Consider the following 18,544-nt stretch of genomic DNA (forward strand, 5'->3'; position numbering starts at 1 on the left):
GGGCGGTGGATGGATCGAGTCTAGACCGATCGCGCGGCCGCCCGCACGCGCGCGCCGGGCGACCGACGTTCTTGCAGTTTTGGGCAAGCCCGAATGACTCAGCGTATAGCGCGATCGGCTTAGCCCAGGCTCGATCGCGAAAACCGGGGCCGGCTGGCGTTCGTTGAAGACGCGCGCTACGGGCGGGGAGCGTGGAGTTTTCGGCAAGCGCGCGCGTCGCGCGGCAACTGGACCGCCGTCCTGCATCGTCGACCCCTACCTATGGCGATGTGGTCAGCGACACCTGGCTGGCGTAGGCTCGACGGACCCCAGCCGCCGCGAGGGAAACCGAATGAAGCTCAACGTCAACGGCACCGATCACGAGATCGATGCCGCGCCGGACATGCCGCTGTTGTGGGCATTGCGCGATCTGATCCATCTCACCGGCACCAAGTTCGGTTGCGGCATCGCCCAATGCGGCGCTTGCACCGTCCACGTCGACGGTTCGCCGCGGCGCTCGTGCGTGACGCCCGTGTCTTCGGTCGAAGGCAAGAATATCCTCACCATCGAAGGCCTGTCCGCGGACGGCAGTCATCCGGTGCAACGCGCCTGGGCCGAGATCGACGTGGTCCAGTGCGGTTACTGCCAGTCCGGGCAGATCATGTCCGCGGCCGCGCTGCTGGCGAAAATTCCCAAGCCCACCGACACCGATATCGATCAGGCGCTGTCGGGCAACATCTGCCGCTGCGGCACTTATCCGCGCATTCGCGCCGCGGTGAAGCGCGCGGCCGATATCGGCAAGGGCTAAGACCCGCGATGGCCGAGCTGTCACGCCGCGATTTCCTGCGTTCCGGCGCCGTGCTCGGTGGCGGGCTGGTGATCGCTTTCGCACTGCCGCAGAGCCAGCGCTTCGCGTTCGCGCAAACCGCGCCGGCCACGCCGCCCGCCGCCGATCCGGCGGCGCTGGACGCGCCGGACGCGTTCTTGCGCATCGGCGACGACGACAGCGTGACCGTGCTGATCAACAAATCCGAAATGGGCCAGGGCGTATGGACCACGCTGCCGATGCTGGTCGCCGAAGAGCTCGATGTCGATTGGGACAAGATCCGGGTCGAACACGCGCCCGCCGCGCCGGCCTACGCGGCGCTGCCGGAACGACAGGCGCAGCTCACCGGCGGCTCGGGCAGCACCCGCTCGGAGTTCGAACGATATCGTCAGGTCGGCGCCACCGCCCGCGCCGTGCTGATCGCCGCCGCCGCGCAACGTTTCGGCGTGGACGCCGCCGCCTGCCGCACCGAACGCGGCAGCGTCATCGCCGGTACGCAGCGCGCGCGCTACGGCGAACTCGCCGCGGCGGCCGCGCGCCTGCCGTTGCCCAAGGCGGTGACGCTGAAGGATCCCAAAGACTGGACCGTGATCGGCAAGCCGACCAAACGCCTGGACAGCAAGGAAAAGATCACCGGGCAAGCCAAGTTCGGCATGGACGTGCAGTTCGAGGGTTTGCTGACCGCGCTGGTGGCGCGCGCGCCGGTGTTCGGCGGCAAGGTGAAATCCTTCGACGCCGCCAAGGCGCGCGCAGTGCCGGGCGTGCGGGATGTGGTGCAGGTGCCCAGCGGCGTCGCGGTGATCGCCGATCACTATTGGGCGGCCAAGCAAGGGCGCGATGCGCTGATCGTCGAATGGGATGCCGGCCCCAACGCGGGCCTGGATACGGCTGCGCTGGGCGAACGTTTTCGTCGTCTAGCCGATACCGACGGCAAGGTCGCCGCGCGCTCCGGAGACGTCCAGGCCGCGCTCGCCCGCGCGACCGGTACGGTCGAGGCCGAGTACCTGGTGCCTTATCTCGCGCACGCGCCGATGGAGCCGCTGAACTGCACGGTGCGGATTACCGACGGCGGTTGCGAGATATGGACCGGCACCCAGTTCCAGTCCGGCGATCAGCGCGCTGCGGCGAAGGTGCTCGGCATCGAGCCGGCGCGGGTCACCTTGCACACCATGTTTCTGGGCGGCAGTTTCGGCCGGCGCATTTCCTCCGATCGCGACTTCGTCACCGAAGCGGTGCACGTCGCGCAGGCCGCGGGACGCCCGGTCAAGACGGTGTGGACGCGCGAGGACGACCTGCGCGGCGGCCACTATCGGCCGATGTTCCTGCACCGCGCGCGGATCGCACTCGATCGCGACGGTCATCCGTCCGCGTGGCGGCATGTGCTGGTCGGCCAGCCGTTGTTCTCGCCGACGCCCGACGGCATCGACGGCGCTTCGGTCGAAGGCGTCGCCGACTCGCCGTATCTCAAGGGCGTGCCCGATCATCGCGTCGATCTGCACGCTCCGCGCGATGTCGGTATCCCGGTGCAATGGTGGCGTTCGGTCGGCCACAGCCATACCGCGTTCGTCATGGAAAGTCTGATCGACGAACTGGCCGACCTGGCCGGACGCGATCCGGTGGCCTATCGTCGCGCGTTGTTCAAACAGCATCCGCGTCACCTGGGCGTGCTCGAGGCCGTCGCCGAACACGCGCGTTGGGAGCAGCCGCTGGCGCAAGGTCGCGCCCGCGGCGTGGCGGTGCACGAATCCTTCGGCAGTTACGTCGCTCAGGTCGCCGAGGTATCGGTGGACGGCGGCGCGATCGTGGTCCACAACGTGGTCTGCGTGATCGACTGCGGTGTCGCGATCAATCCCGAAGGCGTGCGCGCGCAGATGGAGTCGGGCATCGCTTTCGGCTTGAGCGCCGCGCTCGGCGACAAGTTGACCTTCAAGCACGGCCGGGTCGAGCAATCGAATTTCCACGACTAACCGGTGCTGCGCATGGATCGCGCGCCTCGGATCGAAGTGCATGTGATGCGCAGCGCGGAGAAATCCGGCGGCGCCGGCGAGCCCGGCACGCCACCGATCGCGCCAGCGGTCGCCAATGCGGTCTTCGCCTTGACCGGACAGCGGCTGCGAGAGCTGCCACTGCGCTTGTCCTCATGAGCCGGTGCCGCTGCCAGGTTCCGGTGAGCTTGCAACGGAGGTTCCCGTGAACGCCGTGCCATCCAACTCCCGTCGGAAATTTCTCAAGAGCGGCGCACTGATCGGCGGCGGTCTGGTCGTCGGTTTCGTCGTGCCCGGCGCGAAACGCTTCGCCCAGGCCGCGCCCGCGCAAGCCGCCGCGGTATCCACCGGTTTCGCGCCCAATGCGTTCTTGCGCGTGGGCGAGGACGACACTGTCACCGTGCTGTTGTCGCATTCGGAAATGGGCCAGGGCATCTGGACCGGCCTGGCGATGCTGATCGCGGAAGAACTCGACGCGGACTGGTCGAAGATCAAGGTCGAACACGCGCCGGCCGCGCAGGCGTATGCGCACACCACCTTCGGCATGCAGATGACCGGCGGCTCGACCAGCACCTGGTCCGAGTTCGATCGTTATCGTCAGGCCGGCGCCACCGCGCGCGCGTTGCTGGTCGCGGCGGCGGCGGCGCGTTTCGGCGTGCCCGTCGATCAGGTCCGCACCGAGAAGGGCGTGGCGATCGCCGGCGACCAGCGCGCCGGTTACGGCGAACTGGCGGCCGCCGCGGCCAAACTGCCCGCGCCGAAGACGCCGCCGACGCTGAAGGACGCCAAGGACTGGAAGATCATCGGCAAGCCGACCAAGCGCCTGGACGGCCCGGAAAAAATCGACGGCCGCGCCAAGTTCGGCATGGACGTGCAATTCGAGGGTTTGTTGACCGCGGTGGTGGCGCGCGCGCCGGTGTTCGGCGGCACGGTCAAGTCCTTCGACGCGAGCAAGACCCGGGCCGTGCCCGGCGTGCGCGACGTGGTCCAGGTGCCCAGCGGCGTGGCGGTGATCGCCGATCACTACTGGGCCGCCAAACAGGGCCGCGATGCCCTGGTGGTGGAGTGGGACCTCGGCTCGCATGCGGGCCTGGACACGGCCAAGCTGCGCGAGGAATTCCGCGCGCTGGCGGCCACGCCCGGCGTGATCGCCAGTCAGGCCGGCGACGTCGCCGCGGGCCTGGCCGGCGCGGCCAGGACCTTGGAGGCCGAGTACAACGTGCCGTATCTGGCGCACGCGCCGATGGAGCCGCTCAACTGCACGGTCAAGATCGAAGCCGACGGCTGCGAGATCTGGACCGGGACCCAGTTCCAGACGATGGACCAGAAGGTCGCCGCGGAGATCACCGGGCTCAAGCCCGAGCAGGTACGCATCCACACGATGTTCCTCGGCGGCGGTTTCGGCCGGCGCGCGACCCCGACCTCGGATTTCGTCCGCGAGGCCGTGCACGTGGCCAAGGCCGCCGGCAAGCCGGTCAAGACGGTGTGGTCGCGCGAAGACGACGTGCGCGGCGGCTACTATCGGCCGATGTATCTGCAACGCGCGCGCATCGGCCTGGACGCGCAGGGCGTGCCGGTGGCGTGGCAGCACGTGCTGGTGGGGCAATCCATCGTCGGCGGCACGCCGTTCGAAGCGGTACTGGTCAAGAACGGAGTCGACGAGACCTCGGTGGAAGGCGTGGCCAATTCGCCCTACATCACGCCGCTCAAGGATCATCGGGTCGATCTGCATTCGCCCCAGACCGGGGTTCCGGTGCTGTGGTGGCGCTCGGTGGGCCACAGCTACAACGGATTCGTGATGGAGAGCCTGATCGATGAGCTGGCGTATGCGGCGAAGAAAGATCCGGTGGAGTATCGGCGCGTGTTGTTGAAGGAGTACCCGCGTCATTTGGCGGCGCTCGATCTGGTGGCCGACAAATCCCGTTGGGGCTCGCGTCCGCCGCCCGGACGTGCGCGCGGCGTGGCGGTGCACGAATCCTTCGGCAGTTACATCGCCCAAGTGGCGGAAGTGTCGCTGGTCGACCGGCCCGGCGGCGGCAAGGACATCCGCGTGCACCGTTTTACCTGCGCGGTCGATTGCGGCCTGGCGGTCAATCCCGACGGCGTGCGCGCGCAGATGGAATCGGGCATCAACTTCGGCCTGGGCGCGGCGCTGTACAGCGCGCTGAGCCTCAAGGACGGACGCGTGCAGGAATCGAACTACCACGACTACCGCGTGCTGCGCATGGACGAGGCGCCGGAGATCGAAGTGCACATCGTGCCCAGCGTCGAGAAGATGGGCGGCGCCGGCGAACCCGGCACCGCGCCGGTCGCGGCGGCGGTGGCCAACGCGGTGTTCGCGCTGACCCAGCAGCGGCTGCGCGAGCTGCCCTTGCGATTGCAGGCTTGAGGAGACCATCGATGCGCGCATCCGCGATCGCCTTGTCCGTCGCCGCCCTCGCGCTCAGCGCCTGCGGCGGTTCCAAGATCACCCCGGAACAGACCGAGAAAGCCGTGGCCGCGTTCGCCACGGTGCAGAAGGTGTTCCAGCATCCGCGTTGCCAGAACTGCCATATCCCCGGCGATCAACCGCTGCAGTTCGACGCCGGCCTGCCGCATGCGATGGGCGTGGTGCGCGGACCCGAAGGCAAGGGCGCGGCGGGCCTGCCGTGTTCGACCTGCCACGGCGAAGCCAACCTGCCCGCCAGCTACGGGCCCAACGCACCGCCGGGCGCGCCGCATTGGCAGTTGCCGCCGCCGCAGCACAAGATGGCCTGGATCGGTCTGCCGGCGCCGAAGCTGTGCGAGATGATCAAGGACAAGCAGAGCAACGGCGGCCGCGATTTCGCCGCGTTGATCAAGCACGTCAGCGAAGACAAGCTGGTGCTGTGGGGCTGGGAGCCCGGCGGCGAACGCAAGCCGGTGTCGGTGCCGCATCCGGAATTCGTGGCGGCGTTCAAGACGTGGGCGGCGGCGGACGGGCCTTGTCCGAAAGGGTAATGAAGCCAGCTCGCTGTAGCGCGGCACCCTTGTAGGAGCGGCGCGAGCCGCGAGCCGCGACCGTGCGCTTACGTCGTATCTGCGGTGTCGCGGTCGCGGCTTGCGCCGCTCCTACAGGGGGCAATCGCGGCTTCAGTGCGGCGCATCGCACGCATCCCCGCAATTCTCGCTCTCGATCTGCAAGGTGCAATGCTCGATGCCGTAACGCTCATCGAGCAGCTTGCTCAGTTGGCGCCGCAAGGCTTCGCCGTCCGTGCCCGGAGCCACCACCAGGTGAGCGGTCATCGCCGGGGTGCTCGAGGCCAGCGACCACACGTGCAGGTCGTGCACGTCGCGCACGCCATCGGTTGAGGTCAGCAGCGCACGCATCGCATCGAGGTCGATGTCCTTGGGCACGCCTTCCATCAGCACGTTGCCGGCCTCGCGCAGCAAGGTCCAGGTGCGCGGCAACACCCACAGGCCGATCAGCACCGCCAGGATCGGATCGACCACGGTCCAGCCGGTGAAGCGGATCACGATCGCGCCGGCGATCACCGCGATCGAGCCGAGCATGTCGCTCCACACCTCCAGGTAGGCGCCCTTCATGTTCAAACTCTCGCCGCTGCCAGCGCTGAGCAGTCGCATCGCGATCAGGTTGATCACCAGTCCCAAGGATGCGATCACCAGCATGCCGGTGGTGGCGATCTGCGGCGGCTCACTGAAACGGCCGACCGCTTCCCACAGGATGTAGGCGGCGACCGCGAACAGCATCAGGCCGTTGGCCATCGCGCCCATCGCCTCCATCCGCGCGTAGCCGAAACTGCGCTTGGCGTCGGGCGGTTTGCGGCTCAGGCGCACCGCGGTCAGCGCGATCATCAGCGCCACGGTGTCGGTGCCCATGTGCGCGGCGTCCGACAGCAAGGCCAGACTGTTGGTGAGGAAGGCGCCGATCACCTCGGCGATCAGGAAACCGCCGGTCAGGCCCAGGGCCCACCAAAGCGGCTTCTCGTGACGGATCGCGGTCGTGCCGTGGTCGTGTCCGCTGCCCATGTCGATTCTCCGTTTGTGCGGGCCGCCCCGCGCCAGCGACGGCCCATTCAAGCGCACCGCACGTGAGCGGGACGCCTTCGAAGCGGACCGCCGGGCGGCGGTCCGCGGTGGCCCGGGCTCAGTGCGCCGGGGCCGGTCGGGACGGTGCCTGCAAGGCTGGCGGATCGCGGTCGCGTTCGCCGGCGTCCTTGCGATGCAGCCAGCGGTACAGCACCGGCAACACCAACAAGGTCAGCAGGGTCGAGGAGACGATGCCGCCGATCACCACCGTCGCCAGCGGCCGCTGCACTTCCGAACCGGCGCCGACGTTGAAGGCCATCGGAATGAAACCCAAGGACGCCACCAGCGCGGTCATCAGTACCGGCCGCAACCGGCCCAGCGCGCCGTCGACGATCGCGTTGTCGAGCGGGTCGCCTTGTTCGCGCAATTTGCGGATGAAGGCGATCATCACCAAGCCGTTGAGCACGGCCACGCCCGACAGAGCGATGAAGCCCACGCCGGCGGAGATCGACAACGGAATCCCGCGCAGCCACAACGCGATCACCCCGCCGGTCAACGCCAACGGCACGCCGCTGAATACGATCGCCGCGTCCTTGACCGAGCCGAAGGCCATGAACAACAGGGCGAAGATCAGCACCAAGGTCACCGGCACCACGATCGCCAATCGCTGGCTGGCCGAGATCAGTTGCTCGAACGTGCCGCCGTAGCCGATCCAATAACCTTCCGGCAGTTTCACCTGCGCGTCGATGCGTTGCTGCAACTCGCCGACGAATCCGCCCAGATCGCGATCGCGCACGTTCGCGGTCACCACGATGCGGCGCTTGCCGTTCTCGCGGTTGATCTGATTGGGGCCGAGGATCGAACGGATCCTGGCCACCTCGCGCAGCGGCACCGTGCGTGGCGCGCCGGCGAGCCAGGTCGCATCGCGGCTGGATTCGTCGCGATCGCCGCTGGCGGCCGGCAGCGGAATCGGCAGATCGGCCAACGCGGCCGGATCCTGACGCAATCCTTCCGGCAAGCGCACCACCAAGTCGAAGCGGCGGTCGCCTTCGAACAATTGCCCGGCGACCTCGCCGCCGACCGCGGTCGCCACCGTGTCCTGCACCGCGACCGGATTGAGCCCGTACACCGCCAGCGCGCGCGGATCGGGCTCGATGCTCAGCATCGGCAGGCCGGTGACCTGCTCGGTCTTGACGTCGGCCGCGCCGGGCACCTGCTTGGCCACCGCTTCGATCTGCTGCGCGACCTTGAGCAACTGCTGCAGATCGTCGCCGTAGACCTTGACCGCGACATCGGCGCGCACCCCGGAGATCAACTCGTTGGTGCGCATCTGGATCGGCTGGGTGAACTCGAAGTTGCTGCCGGGCAGGGTGCCGGCGATGGCCTGGATCTCCTCCATCAGCGCCGGCTTGGGTTTGCCCGGGTTCGGCCACTGATCGCGCGGCTTGAGCATCAGGAAGGTGTCGGCGACCGACGGCGGCATCGGATCGCTGGCGACCTCGGAGGTGCCGATCTTGCTGAAGACGCGCTCGACCTCGGGCATGGCCATGAACGCCTGCTCCATGGTCTTCTGCATCGTCACCGACTGGGTCAGGCTGGTGCCGGGGATGCGCATGGCCTGCACCGCGACATCGCCTTCGTCCAGGCTCGGGACGAACTCGGTGCCCATGCGCGTGGCCAGCAAACCGCTGACGATCACCAATGCGGCGGTACCGGCGACGACGATCGTGCGGCTGCGCAGCGCCCAAGCCAATGCCGGCTCGTAGCGGCGCTTGATCCAGGCCATCGCGCGATTCTCCTTTTCCGCGACCTTGCCGCCGAGGAAGATCGCGACCGCCGCCGGCACGAAGGTCAGCGACAACAGCATCGCGCCGGTCAGCGCCAGCACCACGGTGATCGCCATCGGGTGGAACATTTTCCCTTCGATGCCGCTGAGCGCGAAGATCGGCAGGTACACCGCGGTGATGATGCCCAGGCCGAACAGGCTCGGGCGGATCACCTCGGCGGTGGCCGAAGCGGTGAGATCGTGACGCTCCTCGTCGGTCATCTGCCGGCCGAGCAGATGCTGTTGCTCGCCGAATCGGCGCAGGCAGTTCTCGATGATGATGACCGCGCCGTCGACGATCAGGCCGAAATCCAGCGCACCCAGGCTCATCAGATTGCCCGACACGCCGCCGCGGACCATGCCGGTGATGGTGAACAGCATCGCCAGCGGAATCACCAGCGCGGTGATCAGCGCGGCGCGGAAATTGCCGAGCAGCAGGAACAGCACCGCGACCACCAGCAAGGCGCCTTCGACCAGGTTCTTGGACACGGTGGCGATGGTGCGATCGACCAGCGAGGTGCGGTCGTACACCGCATTGGCGGTCACGCCCTTGGGCAGGCTGGCGTTGGCCGCTTCGAGTTTGCTCGCCGCCGCTTGCGAGACATCGCGGCTGTTGGAACCCACCAGCATGAACACCGTGCCGAGCACGACCTCGTGGCCGTTCTGGGTCGCCGCGCCGCTGCGCAGTTCCGGGCCTTCGCCGACCTGGGCGACGTCGCGGATCCGGATCGGCACGCCGTCGCGGCGGTCGAGCACGATCTCGCCGATCGCTTCGATCTTGGCGATCTGTCCGGGCACGCGCACCAGGAATTGCTCGCCGTTGCGTTCGATGTAACCGGCGCCGACGTTCTGGTTGTTGGCCGCGAGCGCGGCGACCACGTCGCGCTGGGTCAGGTTCAGCGCGCGCAGCCGCGCCGGGTCGGGGGTGATGTGGATCTGCCGCGCGTAGCCGCCGATGGTGTTGACCTCGGTGACGCCGGGCGTGTTGCGCAACTGCGGGCGGATCACCCAATCCTGCAGCGTGCGCAGATCGGTCGCGGTATAGGCCGATCCATCGGGCTTGCGCGCCTTAGGGTCGGCGTCGACCGTGTACATGAATATCTCGCCCAGGCCCGTCGCGGTCGGCCCCAACTCCGGTTCCAGGCCCGTGGGGATCTGCGATTTAACCTGCTGCAGGCGTTCGGCGACTTGCTGTCGGGCGAAATACAGATCGGTGCCGTCCTTGAACACCACGGTGACCTGGGACAAACCGTAGCGCGACAACGAACGCGTGTAGTCGAGCTTGGGCAAACCGGCCAGCGCGGTTTCGATAGGGAAGGTGACGCGCTGTTCCGCCTCCAGCGGCGAGTAGCCCGGCGCCTGGGTGTTGATCTGCACCTGCACGTTGGTGATGTCGGGCGTGGCGTCGATCGGCAATTTGCCGAAGCTCCACACGCCCAGGCCGATCAGCGCCAAGGTCAGCGCCAGCATCAGCCAGCGGTGGCGGATGGCGAAACGCAGGATGCGTTCGAGCAGACCGCCGTTCGGGTCGGGCTGCGGCGGGTTGGGCACGGACTCAGTGTTCATGCGACGCCCCCGCCTTTTCGATGTCGGCCTTGATCAGAAAACTCTGCTCGACCACCACCTGTTCGCCGGCTTTCAAACCCGACAGCACTTCGGCGCGGCGCGCATCGCGGCGGCCGAGCTTGACCGGGCGCGCGCTGTAGCGTTCGCCTTCGCGCACGAACACCACATCGCCGTCGTCCATGCGTTGCAGCGCGGTCAGCGGCACCGCCAGATTCACCGGCTGCTGTTCCACCGTGACCCGCGCGCGCACCGCCGAACCCGGACGCCACAGGCCGTCGGCGTTGTTGATCGACGCGCGTGCGACCGTGCTCTGGCTGGCGGTGGCCGTGCCGGGCAGGATCCGGTCGAGCGTGGTCTCCACGCCGTTGTCGTCGCCCATGCGCATCACGGTGACCGGCAGGCCCGGACGCAGATGCGAGGCGTCGGCGCCGAACACGTGCAGATCCACCCACAGCGTGGACAGATCGGCGATCTCGAACAGCGGCGTGCCTTCGACCGCGACTTCGCCGACCGCGGCGTTGCGCGCCAGCACCACGCCGGAGATCGGCGCGGCGATGCTGTAGGTGGTCAGGCTCAGATTGCTGTCGATCGTCGCCAGCGTTTGTCCGGCGCTGACGCGGTCGCCGACGTTGGCGCGCAGCGAGCGCACCGGTCCGGGATAACGCGCGGTGATTCGCGCCACCCGGCCTTCCAGCGGGGTGATCAGGCCTTGCACTTCGTGTTCGTCGGCGATAGTGCCGGGGCCGGCGGCGGCCACGCCGATACCGGAGCGGCGCGCGATCTCGGCGGCGATGACGGTGCTTTCGGCCTTGGCCTCGTCGGCCTCGCCGTTCTCGCCGTGGCCGGCTTCGCCTTCGGCGTGTTCGTGAGCGGCCTGGCCTTCGTCGGCGTGGTCTTCAGTGGAGCCGACGCTCTGGCCGGGCTTGGCCGCGGCGTTCGCGGTTTTCTCGTTCGAGCCGCCGCAGGCGCTCAGGCTCAGGGCCAGCAGGCCCGCGGCGATCAACAGTTCGGGCTTCATCGGTTGGCTCCTGCGGAATTAGGCGAGGCGGCGAGAAGGGATTCGCCGGTGAGACGCTGGATTTCGATCAGCGCCAATTGCGCGTCCAGCGCGGTGTCCAGGCGCTGCTTGCGCACGGCCACGCTTTCGGCTTGCAACAGGGCCAGTTCCAGATAACTGATGGCGCCGGCGCGGTAGGCGTATTCGGCGGCTTTCTCCGCGCGTTCCAGGCGCGGCAGCACGTCGTCCTTGAGCTTCTCGACTTCCAGCGCGCCGACCCGATAGCGGCCGTGCGCTTCGACCAGGGTCGAATACAACGACAAGCCCTTGGCTTCGCGTTCGGTTTCCAGCACCGCCAACTCGGCCTGCGCGCCGCGGATGCCGGGCTCGGCGCGCGCGCGCGCGCCCAGCGGCATCGACACGCTGCCGATCAGCGCCATGTCGCCGCCGTCCTGCAGGCGGCGCACGCCGACCTGCCAGCTCAGATCCGGCGTGGCCTGGCTTTGGGCCAGGCGCACGCGCGCTTCGCCGATCCGGCGCGCATCGTTGAAGCGCGTCAGTTCCGGAGTGCGGTCGAGCAGCGACGACAACGCCGTCGCATCCTGGATCGCCGGCAGGGCGTAGGGATCGCCGGCCACGGTGGCGAAGCCCGGATCGCGTTCGCCCCACAGCGCTGCCAGATGTTGGCGCGCGACCAGCAGGGCTTGTTCGTTGCGGATGCGTTCGAGTTCGGCGCGGGCCAGCGCGGTCTGCGCGGTCAGCAGACCGGATTCCGGCGAGGCGCCGGCTTCCAGGCGCTGCCGCGCGGCGGCCACGCTGCGCTTGCGCTGACCGATGTCGAACTGGGCCAGATCGATCCGCCGTTGTGCGGCAACGATGGCCAGATAGCGCCGCGCAGTTTCGGCCAACAGGTCCATGCGCCGCGCTTCGCGATCGACCGCGAGCGCATCGATCCGGCTTTGCGCGAACGCGCGTCGCGCGTCGAGCTTGCCGCCACGTTCGAACACCGAGGCCAGGCTGAGCGTGATCTCGGCGCCTTGCACGCCGCTGACCGCGCCGGTGCCGAGCGCGTTGTCGACCGCCACGCCGGCCACCCAGGCTGGTGTCTGCGCGGCGATGTCGCGTTCGGCCTGCAGCACCGAGCGTTGGCCGCCGAACACGCGCAAGTCCGGATGGCTGTCGCCGATGCGCGCATAGGCATCGTCGAGGGTGAACACCGAACCGGCGCGCGGTGCGGCGGTTTGGATGCCTGGAGGGGAATTTGCAACTAGGGGCGACTGCGCTTGTGCGGAAAAGCACAGCGCAGCCGTCAGCACGGCCAAAGCCGCCGGACGCAACCACATGGGGGTATCTCCTGAATCGCTGAAGACGCCGGCGCGGTCGCAATTGCGATCGCACGCGCGCGGCGAGGACGGGCGTCAGCCCGGGCCGGTACGGGGCCGGCGGCGGATCAGGCGATGGGTGGGCGGAACGGCACCACGGTCGGGGTGGGCACGAACGCGATCGCGCGGCCGGGCAGCGGCTGGGCGGGGGAGGAGATCAGCAGTCCCAGCTCGATGCGCGGCATCAACGCAGCCTGCATCGCGCAGCAGTGGCTCAGATGCCACTGGGTATCGCCGCAGCCGTCGGGATCGTGCTGCGGCTGGCCTTCGGCATGGCGTTCGTCGTGCTCGGCGGCGAGCGCCGCCGACGGCGACAGCTCGGCGATCTCGCTGGCGAACGCCAACACAGGCTTGACCAACATCACGGCGATCAGCACGCCGAAGACGAGGTAGCGCAGGACATTGACGAGGGCGGACGGGCCGGGCATACGGCGATGATAGGAGGGGCGTGCTGCGCAATACAATTTCAGGCACCTGTTTTCTGTTCAGCTCGCGCGTTGCGGATGCGATCGGCCGGATTGTGCATCGCGCCGCCGCGCCGCTGCCGCCATAATCCGCGCCGCGCGGCAGGAGGCCTGGCAGCGTGGACGCGCTTCGTCCACCAGGATAGGCAAGGGCGGTGCAGTACCCACGTCACATCCTGTGCCTAGCCTGCGCGCGGATTTCGCAGTTCCGCGGTACAGGGGGTTGAGCAGTGAAGGTTGTGACCAAGCCGGGGCGCATCGTCGCCGCCGGCCTGTGGCTGGGGGCGCGTGGAGCGGCGTTCGATCGGGCCGTCGCCAGCCGCGCCGTCGTGCGCGCCGTATTGGGCGCGGGTTTGTGCGTGGTGCTGAGCGCATGCGGCTCGGCCGATCCGGCCGCCGCGCGGTCCGACGCGGCCGCGGCGGCTCCCGCCGCGACCATGCACGACCCGTTGCCGCCGGCGCTGGAAGAACTCGATGTCGGCGGTCTGCGTTCGCGCGCCGCGCAAGCGCTGCGCGAACAACGCATCCATACCCCGGCCGGCGACAGCGCGGTGGACTACTACCTGGCGCTGCGTGACAAGGAACCCGGCCAGATCGACGTCATCAACGCGCTCAGCGAATTGCAGCCGTACGTGGTGATCGCCGGCGAACAGGCCTTGCTCGACGACGATCTGGGCGAATCGGAGCGCTTGCAGCGATTGTTGGCGCGGATGGACCCGCAGGCGCCCGCGTTGCCGCGTTTGCGCGAAGGCCTGCGCGCCGCGCAGGCCGCGCGCGAGCGCAAGGCGCGCGAAGAGACCCAGCGCCTGATCGTCGAACGCACCGACACCGCCGCCTTGCGCGCTTCCACCGTGCAGCGCGAGCGCACCGCCGCGGCCAACGCGGCGATCAAGGCCGAAGCGGCGGCCAGCGCGATCGCCGCCGACGAAGCCGCGGCCAAGGCCGAAACGCCGGCCACATCGGGCGCGGCTCCCGTCGCGGAGCCGGCCGCGCCCACGCCCACGGCGACCGCGCGCAACGCGCCGGCCCGGCCGACGCCGCGGCTGATCGCCGACGCGAGCCCGCGTTATCCCTTGTCCGCGCTCAACCGGCGGATCGAGGGCCGGGTCGAAATCAGCTTCACGATCCTGCCCGACGGCCGCACCGGCGCGGCCCGGCTGGTCGCGTCCGAACCGGCCGGGGTGTTCGACGAGGCCGCGCTGGCGGCGGTGGCGCGGCTGCGCTTCGAGGCCAGCGGCGAAGCGCATACGGCGCGGCGCACGCTCAATTTCAAGCTGCCCTCGCGCTGAGGTCGGGAGCGGCGGCTTCGGGCGCGCGCGGTCGATCGGTGGTCGCGGGCGCGGCTTGCGCCGCTCCTACAACCAGCGAGCCAGCGTCCGAAGCCCCTGTAGGAGCGGCGCGAGCCGCGACCACGACACATACAAACGTCGAAAACCCGAGCCCCGCAGCGCAGCCGACCGCCACCCAAAACCCGCCATCCAGCCCCGCCGCACAGATCCGCCGCGGCCAACTTGGCGCGGCGCGCGCACAACGGCCACAATGCGGCGCATGGAGACTTCCCTTACCGCATCCCCCGAACTGCTCGACGCCGTCGTGCACGAAACCGGCCCCGCGCCGACCTGGAGCGTGCTGTGGCTGCACGGCCTGGGCGCCGACGGCCACGACTTTTCCCCGATCGTGCCCGAGCTGGTGCGCAAGGACTGGCCGGCGCTGCGCTTCGTGTTTCCGCATGCGCCGGTGCGCGCGGTCACCATCAACAACGGCCTGCGCATGCGCGCCTGGTACGACATCCGCGACTTCCAGGACCTGGCCAACCGCGCCGACGAGGCCGGGGTGGACGAGTCGGTGCAGCAGGTCGAGGCGCTGATCGCGCGCGAAGCCGAGCGCGGCATTCCCGCGCAACGGGTGTTGCTGGCCGGGTTTTCTCAAGGCGGCGCCATTACCTTGGCGACCGCGCTGCGGCGCAAACAGGCGCTCGGCGGCCTGATCGCCCTGTCGACCTATCTGCCGATGGCCGACCGCCTGGTGCGCGAAGCCACCGCGGTCGCCCACACCCAACCCTTGTTCATGGCTCACGGCCAGCACGACCCGGTGGTGCCCTATCGCGGCGGCGAAATGGCCGCAGCGCGCCTGCGCACGCTGGGCTTCAAGATCGACTGGCACGCCTATCCGATGGCGCACCAGGTCTGCGCCGAGGAAATCGCCGCGCTGGGCGATTGGATGTCGCAACGGTTCGCAGCGAAAACCTGAGCCCGGCGCCGATGGCCCCATCGCCGCGCTACACCGGCCCGCCCCTGCGCAAATCCGCGGCCAAGCCATCGAGCCAACCGCCGCCCAGGCCGCCGAGTGCGCCGTCGCCCAAGCTGCCGGCCCTGGGCCTGGGCGGGCAGATCGGCGATGAGGAGCTTTGGCTGCCGGACCTGTGCCGGCTACCGCGGCTGGTGATCATGCTGAGCATGGCCGAGCTGATCGTGATCGTGCTGGCGCTGGCGCCCGACGGCACCCGCTGGAATCTCGGCCGGTTCGTGTCTTCCAGTGCGTTCGCGCTGTGGCTGGCGCTGGCGATTTCGGTGCTGTTGTGCGTTTCGCGCAAACCGCTCTCGCGGCTGCCGCCGGGGGTGGGCGGGTTCATCGCCACCGCCACCGCGGCCGCGATCGCCGCGGCGGTGGCCGCGGTGACCCACAGCATCGACACCGCGACCGGGATCGGGCTGGTGCCGGCGGGCACCTCGTTCTGGCGTTTCGTGCTCGGCACCGCCGCCATCGCGATCCTGGCCGTGAGCGTGGTGCTGCGCTATCTGTACGTCAACGACAGTTGGAAGGCCCAGGTCCGGGCCAACGCCCGCGCCGAGGTCGACGCGCTGCAGGCGCGGATCAAGCCGCATTTCCTCTTCAACAGCATGAACACCATCGCCGGCCTGGTGCGCAGCGACCCGGCGGTGGCCGAGCGCGCGGTGCTGGATCTGTCGGACCTGTTCCGCGCTGCGCTGGGCGCCTCCAAGAGCGATTCCAGCCTGACCGAGGAGGTCGAGCTGGCCGAACGCTACCTGGCGATCGAACAACTGCGCCTACGCGAACGGCTGCGGGTGATCTGGCGCAAACGCGAGCCGCTGCCCTGGCGGATGCCGCTGCCGCGCCTGGTGCTGCAGCCGCTGGTGGAGAACGCGGTGCTGCACGGGATCTCCCGGCTGCAGGGCGGGGGCGAGATCGAAATCGAGCTGACCCAGCTCAGCGACCACCTGCTGTTGCGTATCCGCAACCCCGCCCCGGCCCCGTCCGAGGGCCGCGCCGGCGCCCGTCACGCCCAGCACAGCATCGGCCAGCGCCTGCGCTATGCCTATGGACCCACGGCGCGAATGACCGCAGGATGGGACGGGGGCTACTATCTGTGCGAACTGCACGTGCCGACCGGGGTGGAGGCGCAGAGCCGATGAAGGGTGCGAGGCTGGCCATGAGAGTGGTGATCGCTGACGACGAACCGTTGGCCCGCGAGCGCTTGCGCAGCTTGTTGGCGCTGCGGCCGGACGTGGAAATCGTCGCCGAGGCGGTCGATGGCCAGCATGCGTTGCATGCCTGCGCCGAGCATCGGCCGGATCTGGTGCTGCTCGACATCGCCATGCCGGGCATCGACGGACTGGAAGCGGCGCGCCATCTGGCCGCGTTCGAGCCGCGCCCGGCGGTGGTGTTCTGCACCGCCTACGACGCGCACGCGCTATCGGCGTTCGACGCCGAGGCGATCGACTACCTGGTCAAGCCCGTGCGCGCCGAACGCCTGGACGCCGCGCTCGAACGCGTGCGCACCTTCGCCGCCGGCCGCGAACGCCACGAAGGCACGCAGACTGCGCCCGGCCAGGTCCGCAGCCACCTGTGCGCGCGCCTGCGCGGCAGCCTGCGGCTGATACCGATCGAGGACGTGCATTACCTGCACGCCGAAGAGAAGTACGTGATCGTGCATCACGCGCGCGGCGAGGATCTGATCGAAGAGTCGCTGAAATCCCTGGAAGACGAGTTCGGCGAACGCTTCGTGCGCATCCACCGCAACTGCCTGGTGGCGCGTCATGAAATCGTCGAGCTCAAGCGCAACGCCGAAGGCCACGTGCAGGCGGTGCTGCGCCACGGCAAGCAACCGCTGGAAGTGAGCCGGCGCTGCGTGGCGGCGTTGCGCGAGACGCTCAAGCATCTTTGAATCCTTAGCGAATTCGGATTCGGAATTCGAGAGGTCTTTTGTGGGAGGGCCTTCAGGCCCGACGCCTTTCGATCCGGCGCGGTGAAAGTACGCAGCGATTCGAGCGGTGAGCGTCGGGGCTGAAGCCCCTCCCACAAAAGCTTCCGCCGCTTCAAGCGATGACCTTGCACGGCCGCTCGCCGATGCGGACGAGCCTCCGGCTTTTTGGCCGTAGGCCCCGGCAACGGCGATAATGCCGCCATGAAGACCCTGCGCATCGCCACCCGTAAAAGCCCGCTCGCCCTGTGGCAGAGCGAGCATGTCGCCGACCGCCTGCGCGCCGCGCACTCCGGGCTGGCGGTGGAACTGGTGCCGATGAGCACCCGCGGCGACGAAGTGCTGGACCGCTCGCTGGCCGCGATCGGCGGCAAGGGCTTGTTTTTGAAGGAACTGGAGCTGGCGATGCTGCGCGGCGAAGCCGATTGCGCGGTGCATTCGCTCAAGGACGTGCCGATGGAACTGGAGCCCGGCTTCGCCTTGCCGGCGATCCTGGAGCGCGCCGACTACGCCGACGCCTTCGTCAGCAACGCCTTCGACGGCATCGACGCGCTGCCGACCGGCGCGCGCGTGGGCACGTCCTCGCTGCGGCGTCAGGCGCAATTGCGCGCGCTGCGCCCGGACCTGGAACTGCGCGATCTGCGCGGCAACGTCAACACCCGCCTGGCCCGCCTCGACGCGGGCGAGTACGACGCGATCGTCCTGGCCTGCGCCGGCCTGCAACGCCTGGGCCTGGACGCGCGCATCCGCGCGCGCCTGCAATCGCCGTACTGGCTGCCGGCGCCGGCGCAGGGTGCGATCGCGATCGAATGCCGCGACGACGACATCGCCACGCGCACGCTGTGCGCCGCGCTCGATCACCCCGACACCCGCACCTGCGTGGAAGCCGAGCGGGCGATGAACCGCGCCTTGCACGGCAGCTGCCACGTGCCGGTCGCCGCCTACGCCCGTTTGGACGGCGAACACCTGCGCCTGGACGGCCAGGTCGGCTCGGCCAGCGACGGCCGCTCGGTGCGCGCGCACGGCGAAGGCCGCGGCGACGCGCCCGAATGCCTGGGCATCGAAGTCGCGCAGTTGTTGCTCAATCAGGGCGCCGGCGATTTCATCGCCGAGTCCTTGCCCGACGGCGCCGATTCGGACTGAGCGCCGCATGATCGCAGCAAGCTCCGATAGCCCCTTGTAGGAGCGGCGCGAGCCGCGACCGCGACACCTCAACGACGACGAAAGACAGGTCGTTGCGACACGGTCCGGCGACGTCGCGCATGAAGTTTCGCGTCGGCGCTCCTGGTT

The 18,544-nt window shown here is 69.0% G+C and carries 15 protein-coding genes and 2 pseudogenes; 11 read left to right on the forward strand and 6 right to left on the reverse strand.

The features are described from left to right. The first annotated feature begins 331 nt into the window (after positions 1 to 331). Genes ACTOWJ_RS12330 through ACTOWJ_RS12350 form a run of 5 tightly spaced genes read left to right on the forward strand, consistent with a single transcriptional unit; the run spans position 332 to position 5,769 of the window. On the forward strand, positions 332 to 787 hold the full coding sequence (locus ACTOWJ_RS12330) for a (2Fe-2S)-binding protein (protein ID WP_441334919.1): 456 nt from the start codon (positions 332 to 334) through the stop codon (positions 785 to 787). An 8-nt stretch (positions 788 to 795) separates the two neighbouring features. After that, on the forward strand, positions 796 to 2,772 hold the full coding sequence (locus tag ACTOWJ_RS12335) for a molybdopterin cofactor-binding domain-containing protein (RefSeq protein ID WP_441334920.1): 1,977 nt from the start codon (positions 796 to 798) through the stop codon (positions 2,770 to 2,772). A gap of 12 nt (positions 2,773 to 2,784) precedes the next feature. Continuing rightward, positions 2,785 to 2,949 carry a hypothetical protein gene (locus ACTOWJ_RS12340; RefSeq protein ID WP_441334921.1) on the forward strand — a complete coding sequence of 55 codons (165 nt, stop codon included), beginning with the start codon at positions 2,785 to 2,787 and terminating at the stop codon, positions 2,947 to 2,949. Positions 2,950 to 2,995: 46 nt separating this feature from the next. Next, positions 2,996 to 5,179 (forward strand): molybdopterin cofactor-binding domain-containing protein, encoded by a 2,184-nt coding sequence (locus ACTOWJ_RS12345; protein ID WP_441334922.1) that lies wholly within the window; start codon positions 2,996 to 2,998, stop codon positions 5,177 to 5,179. Positions 5,180 to 5,190: 11 nt separating this feature from the next. Beyond that, positions 5,191 to 5,769 carry a hypothetical protein gene (locus tag ACTOWJ_RS12350; protein WP_441334923.1) on the forward strand — a complete coding sequence of 193 codons (579 nt, stop codon included), beginning with the start codon at positions 5,191 to 5,193 and terminating at the stop codon, positions 5,767 to 5,769. A 132-nt stretch (positions 5,770 to 5,901) separates the two neighbouring features. Here ACTOWJ_RS12350 and ACTOWJ_RS12355 read toward each other — a convergent pair whose 3' ends face one another. From ACTOWJ_RS12355 to ACTOWJ_RS12375, 5 genes are all read right to left on the reverse strand, one after another. Then, entirely contained in the window at positions 5,902 to 6,798 is an 897-nt protein-coding gene (locus ACTOWJ_RS12355; protein ID WP_441334924.1) for a cation diffusion facilitator family transporter, read from the reverse strand. Between the two features lie 118 nt (positions 6,799 to 6,916). Then, on the reverse strand, positions 6,917 to 10,138 hold the full coding sequence (locus ACTOWJ_RS12360; protein WP_441335103.1) for an efflux RND transporter permease subunit: 3,222 nt from the start codon (positions 10,136 to 10,138) through the stop codon (positions 6,917 to 6,919). A gap of 40 nt (positions 10,139 to 10,178) precedes the next feature. Next, the gene (locus ACTOWJ_RS12365; protein ID WP_441334925.1) at positions 10,179 to 11,207 is read right to left on the reverse strand and encodes an efflux RND transporter periplasmic adaptor subunit; all 1,029 of its coding nucleotides are present in this window, start codon (positions 11,205 to 11,207) and stop codon (positions 10,179 to 10,181) included. Beyond that, complete coding sequence (locus tag ACTOWJ_RS12370; RefSeq protein ID WP_441334926.1) at positions 11,204 to 12,529, reverse strand: TolC family protein; 1,326 nt, start codon at positions 12,527 to 12,529, stop codon at positions 11,204 to 11,206. Before ACTOWJ_RS12370 ends, ACTOWJ_RS12365 begins: the two co-directional genes overlap by 4 nt. Positions 12,530 to 12,636: 107 nt before the next feature. Continuing rightward, positions 12,637 to 12,996, reverse strand: coding sequence for a hypothetical protein (locus ACTOWJ_RS12375; RefSeq protein ID WP_441334927.1), 360 nt, complete (start codon positions 12,994 to 12,996; stop codon positions 12,637 to 12,639). 266 nt (positions 12,997 to 13,262) lie between these two features. Between ACTOWJ_RS12375 and ACTOWJ_RS12380 the strand changes: the two genes are divergently transcribed. The 4 genes from ACTOWJ_RS12380 (at position 13,263) to ACTOWJ_RS12395 (ending at position 17,218) form a co-directional block, all read left to right on the forward strand. Then, positions 13,263 to 14,321 (forward strand): TonB family protein, encoded by a 1,059-nt coding sequence (locus ACTOWJ_RS12380; RefSeq protein WP_441334928.1) that lies wholly within the window; start codon positions 13,263 to 13,265, stop codon positions 14,319 to 14,321. A gap of 259 nt (positions 14,322 to 14,580) precedes the next feature. After that, positions 14,581 to 15,282 carry an alpha/beta hydrolase gene (locus ACTOWJ_RS12385; protein WP_441334929.1) on the forward strand — a complete coding sequence of 234 codons (702 nt, stop codon included), beginning with the start codon at positions 14,581 to 14,583 and terminating at the stop codon, positions 15,280 to 15,282. Between the two features lie 197 nt (positions 15,283 to 15,479). Beyond that, positions 15,480 to 16,466 carry a sensor histidine kinase gene (locus ACTOWJ_RS12390; RefSeq protein ID WP_441335104.1) on the forward strand — a complete coding sequence of 329 codons (987 nt, stop codon included), beginning with the start codon at positions 15,480 to 15,482 and terminating at the stop codon, positions 16,464 to 16,466. Positions 16,467 to 16,483: 17 nt separating this feature from the next. Next, the gene (locus ACTOWJ_RS12395; RefSeq protein ID WP_441334930.1) at positions 16,484 to 17,218 is read left to right on the forward strand and encodes a LytR/AlgR family response regulator transcription factor; all 735 of its coding nucleotides are present in this window, start codon (positions 16,484 to 16,486) and stop codon (positions 17,216 to 17,218) included. Between the two features lie 48 nt (positions 17,219 to 17,266). Here the strand turns inward: ACTOWJ_RS12395 and ACTOWJ_RS12400 are convergent. Next, positions 17,267 to 17,353: pseudogene (locus tag ACTOWJ_RS12400) on the reverse strand (DUF6053 domain-containing protein); the annotation flags it as partial. On the opposite strand from ACTOWJ_RS12400, the pseudogene ACTOWJ_RS12405 reads away from it, so the two are divergent. Further along, positions 17,313 to 17,432 (forward strand): annotated as a pseudogene (locus ACTOWJ_RS12405) (DUF6053 domain-containing protein); the annotation flags it as partial. The pseudogenes ACTOWJ_RS12400 and ACTOWJ_RS12405 overlap by 41 nt on opposite strands. Positions 17,433 to 17,458: 26 nt before the next feature. Beyond that, entirely contained in the window at positions 17,459 to 18,397 is a 939-nt protein-coding gene (hemC, locus tag ACTOWJ_RS12410; RefSeq protein WP_441334931.1) for a hydroxymethylbilane synthase, read from the forward strand. Positions 18,398 to 18,544: the final 147 nt, after the last annotated feature.

The organism is Lysobacter sp. CA199 (assembly GCF_052078715.1).
GTDB lineage: Bacteria > Pseudomonadota > Gammaproteobacteria > Xanthomonadales > Xanthomonadaceae > Lysobacter.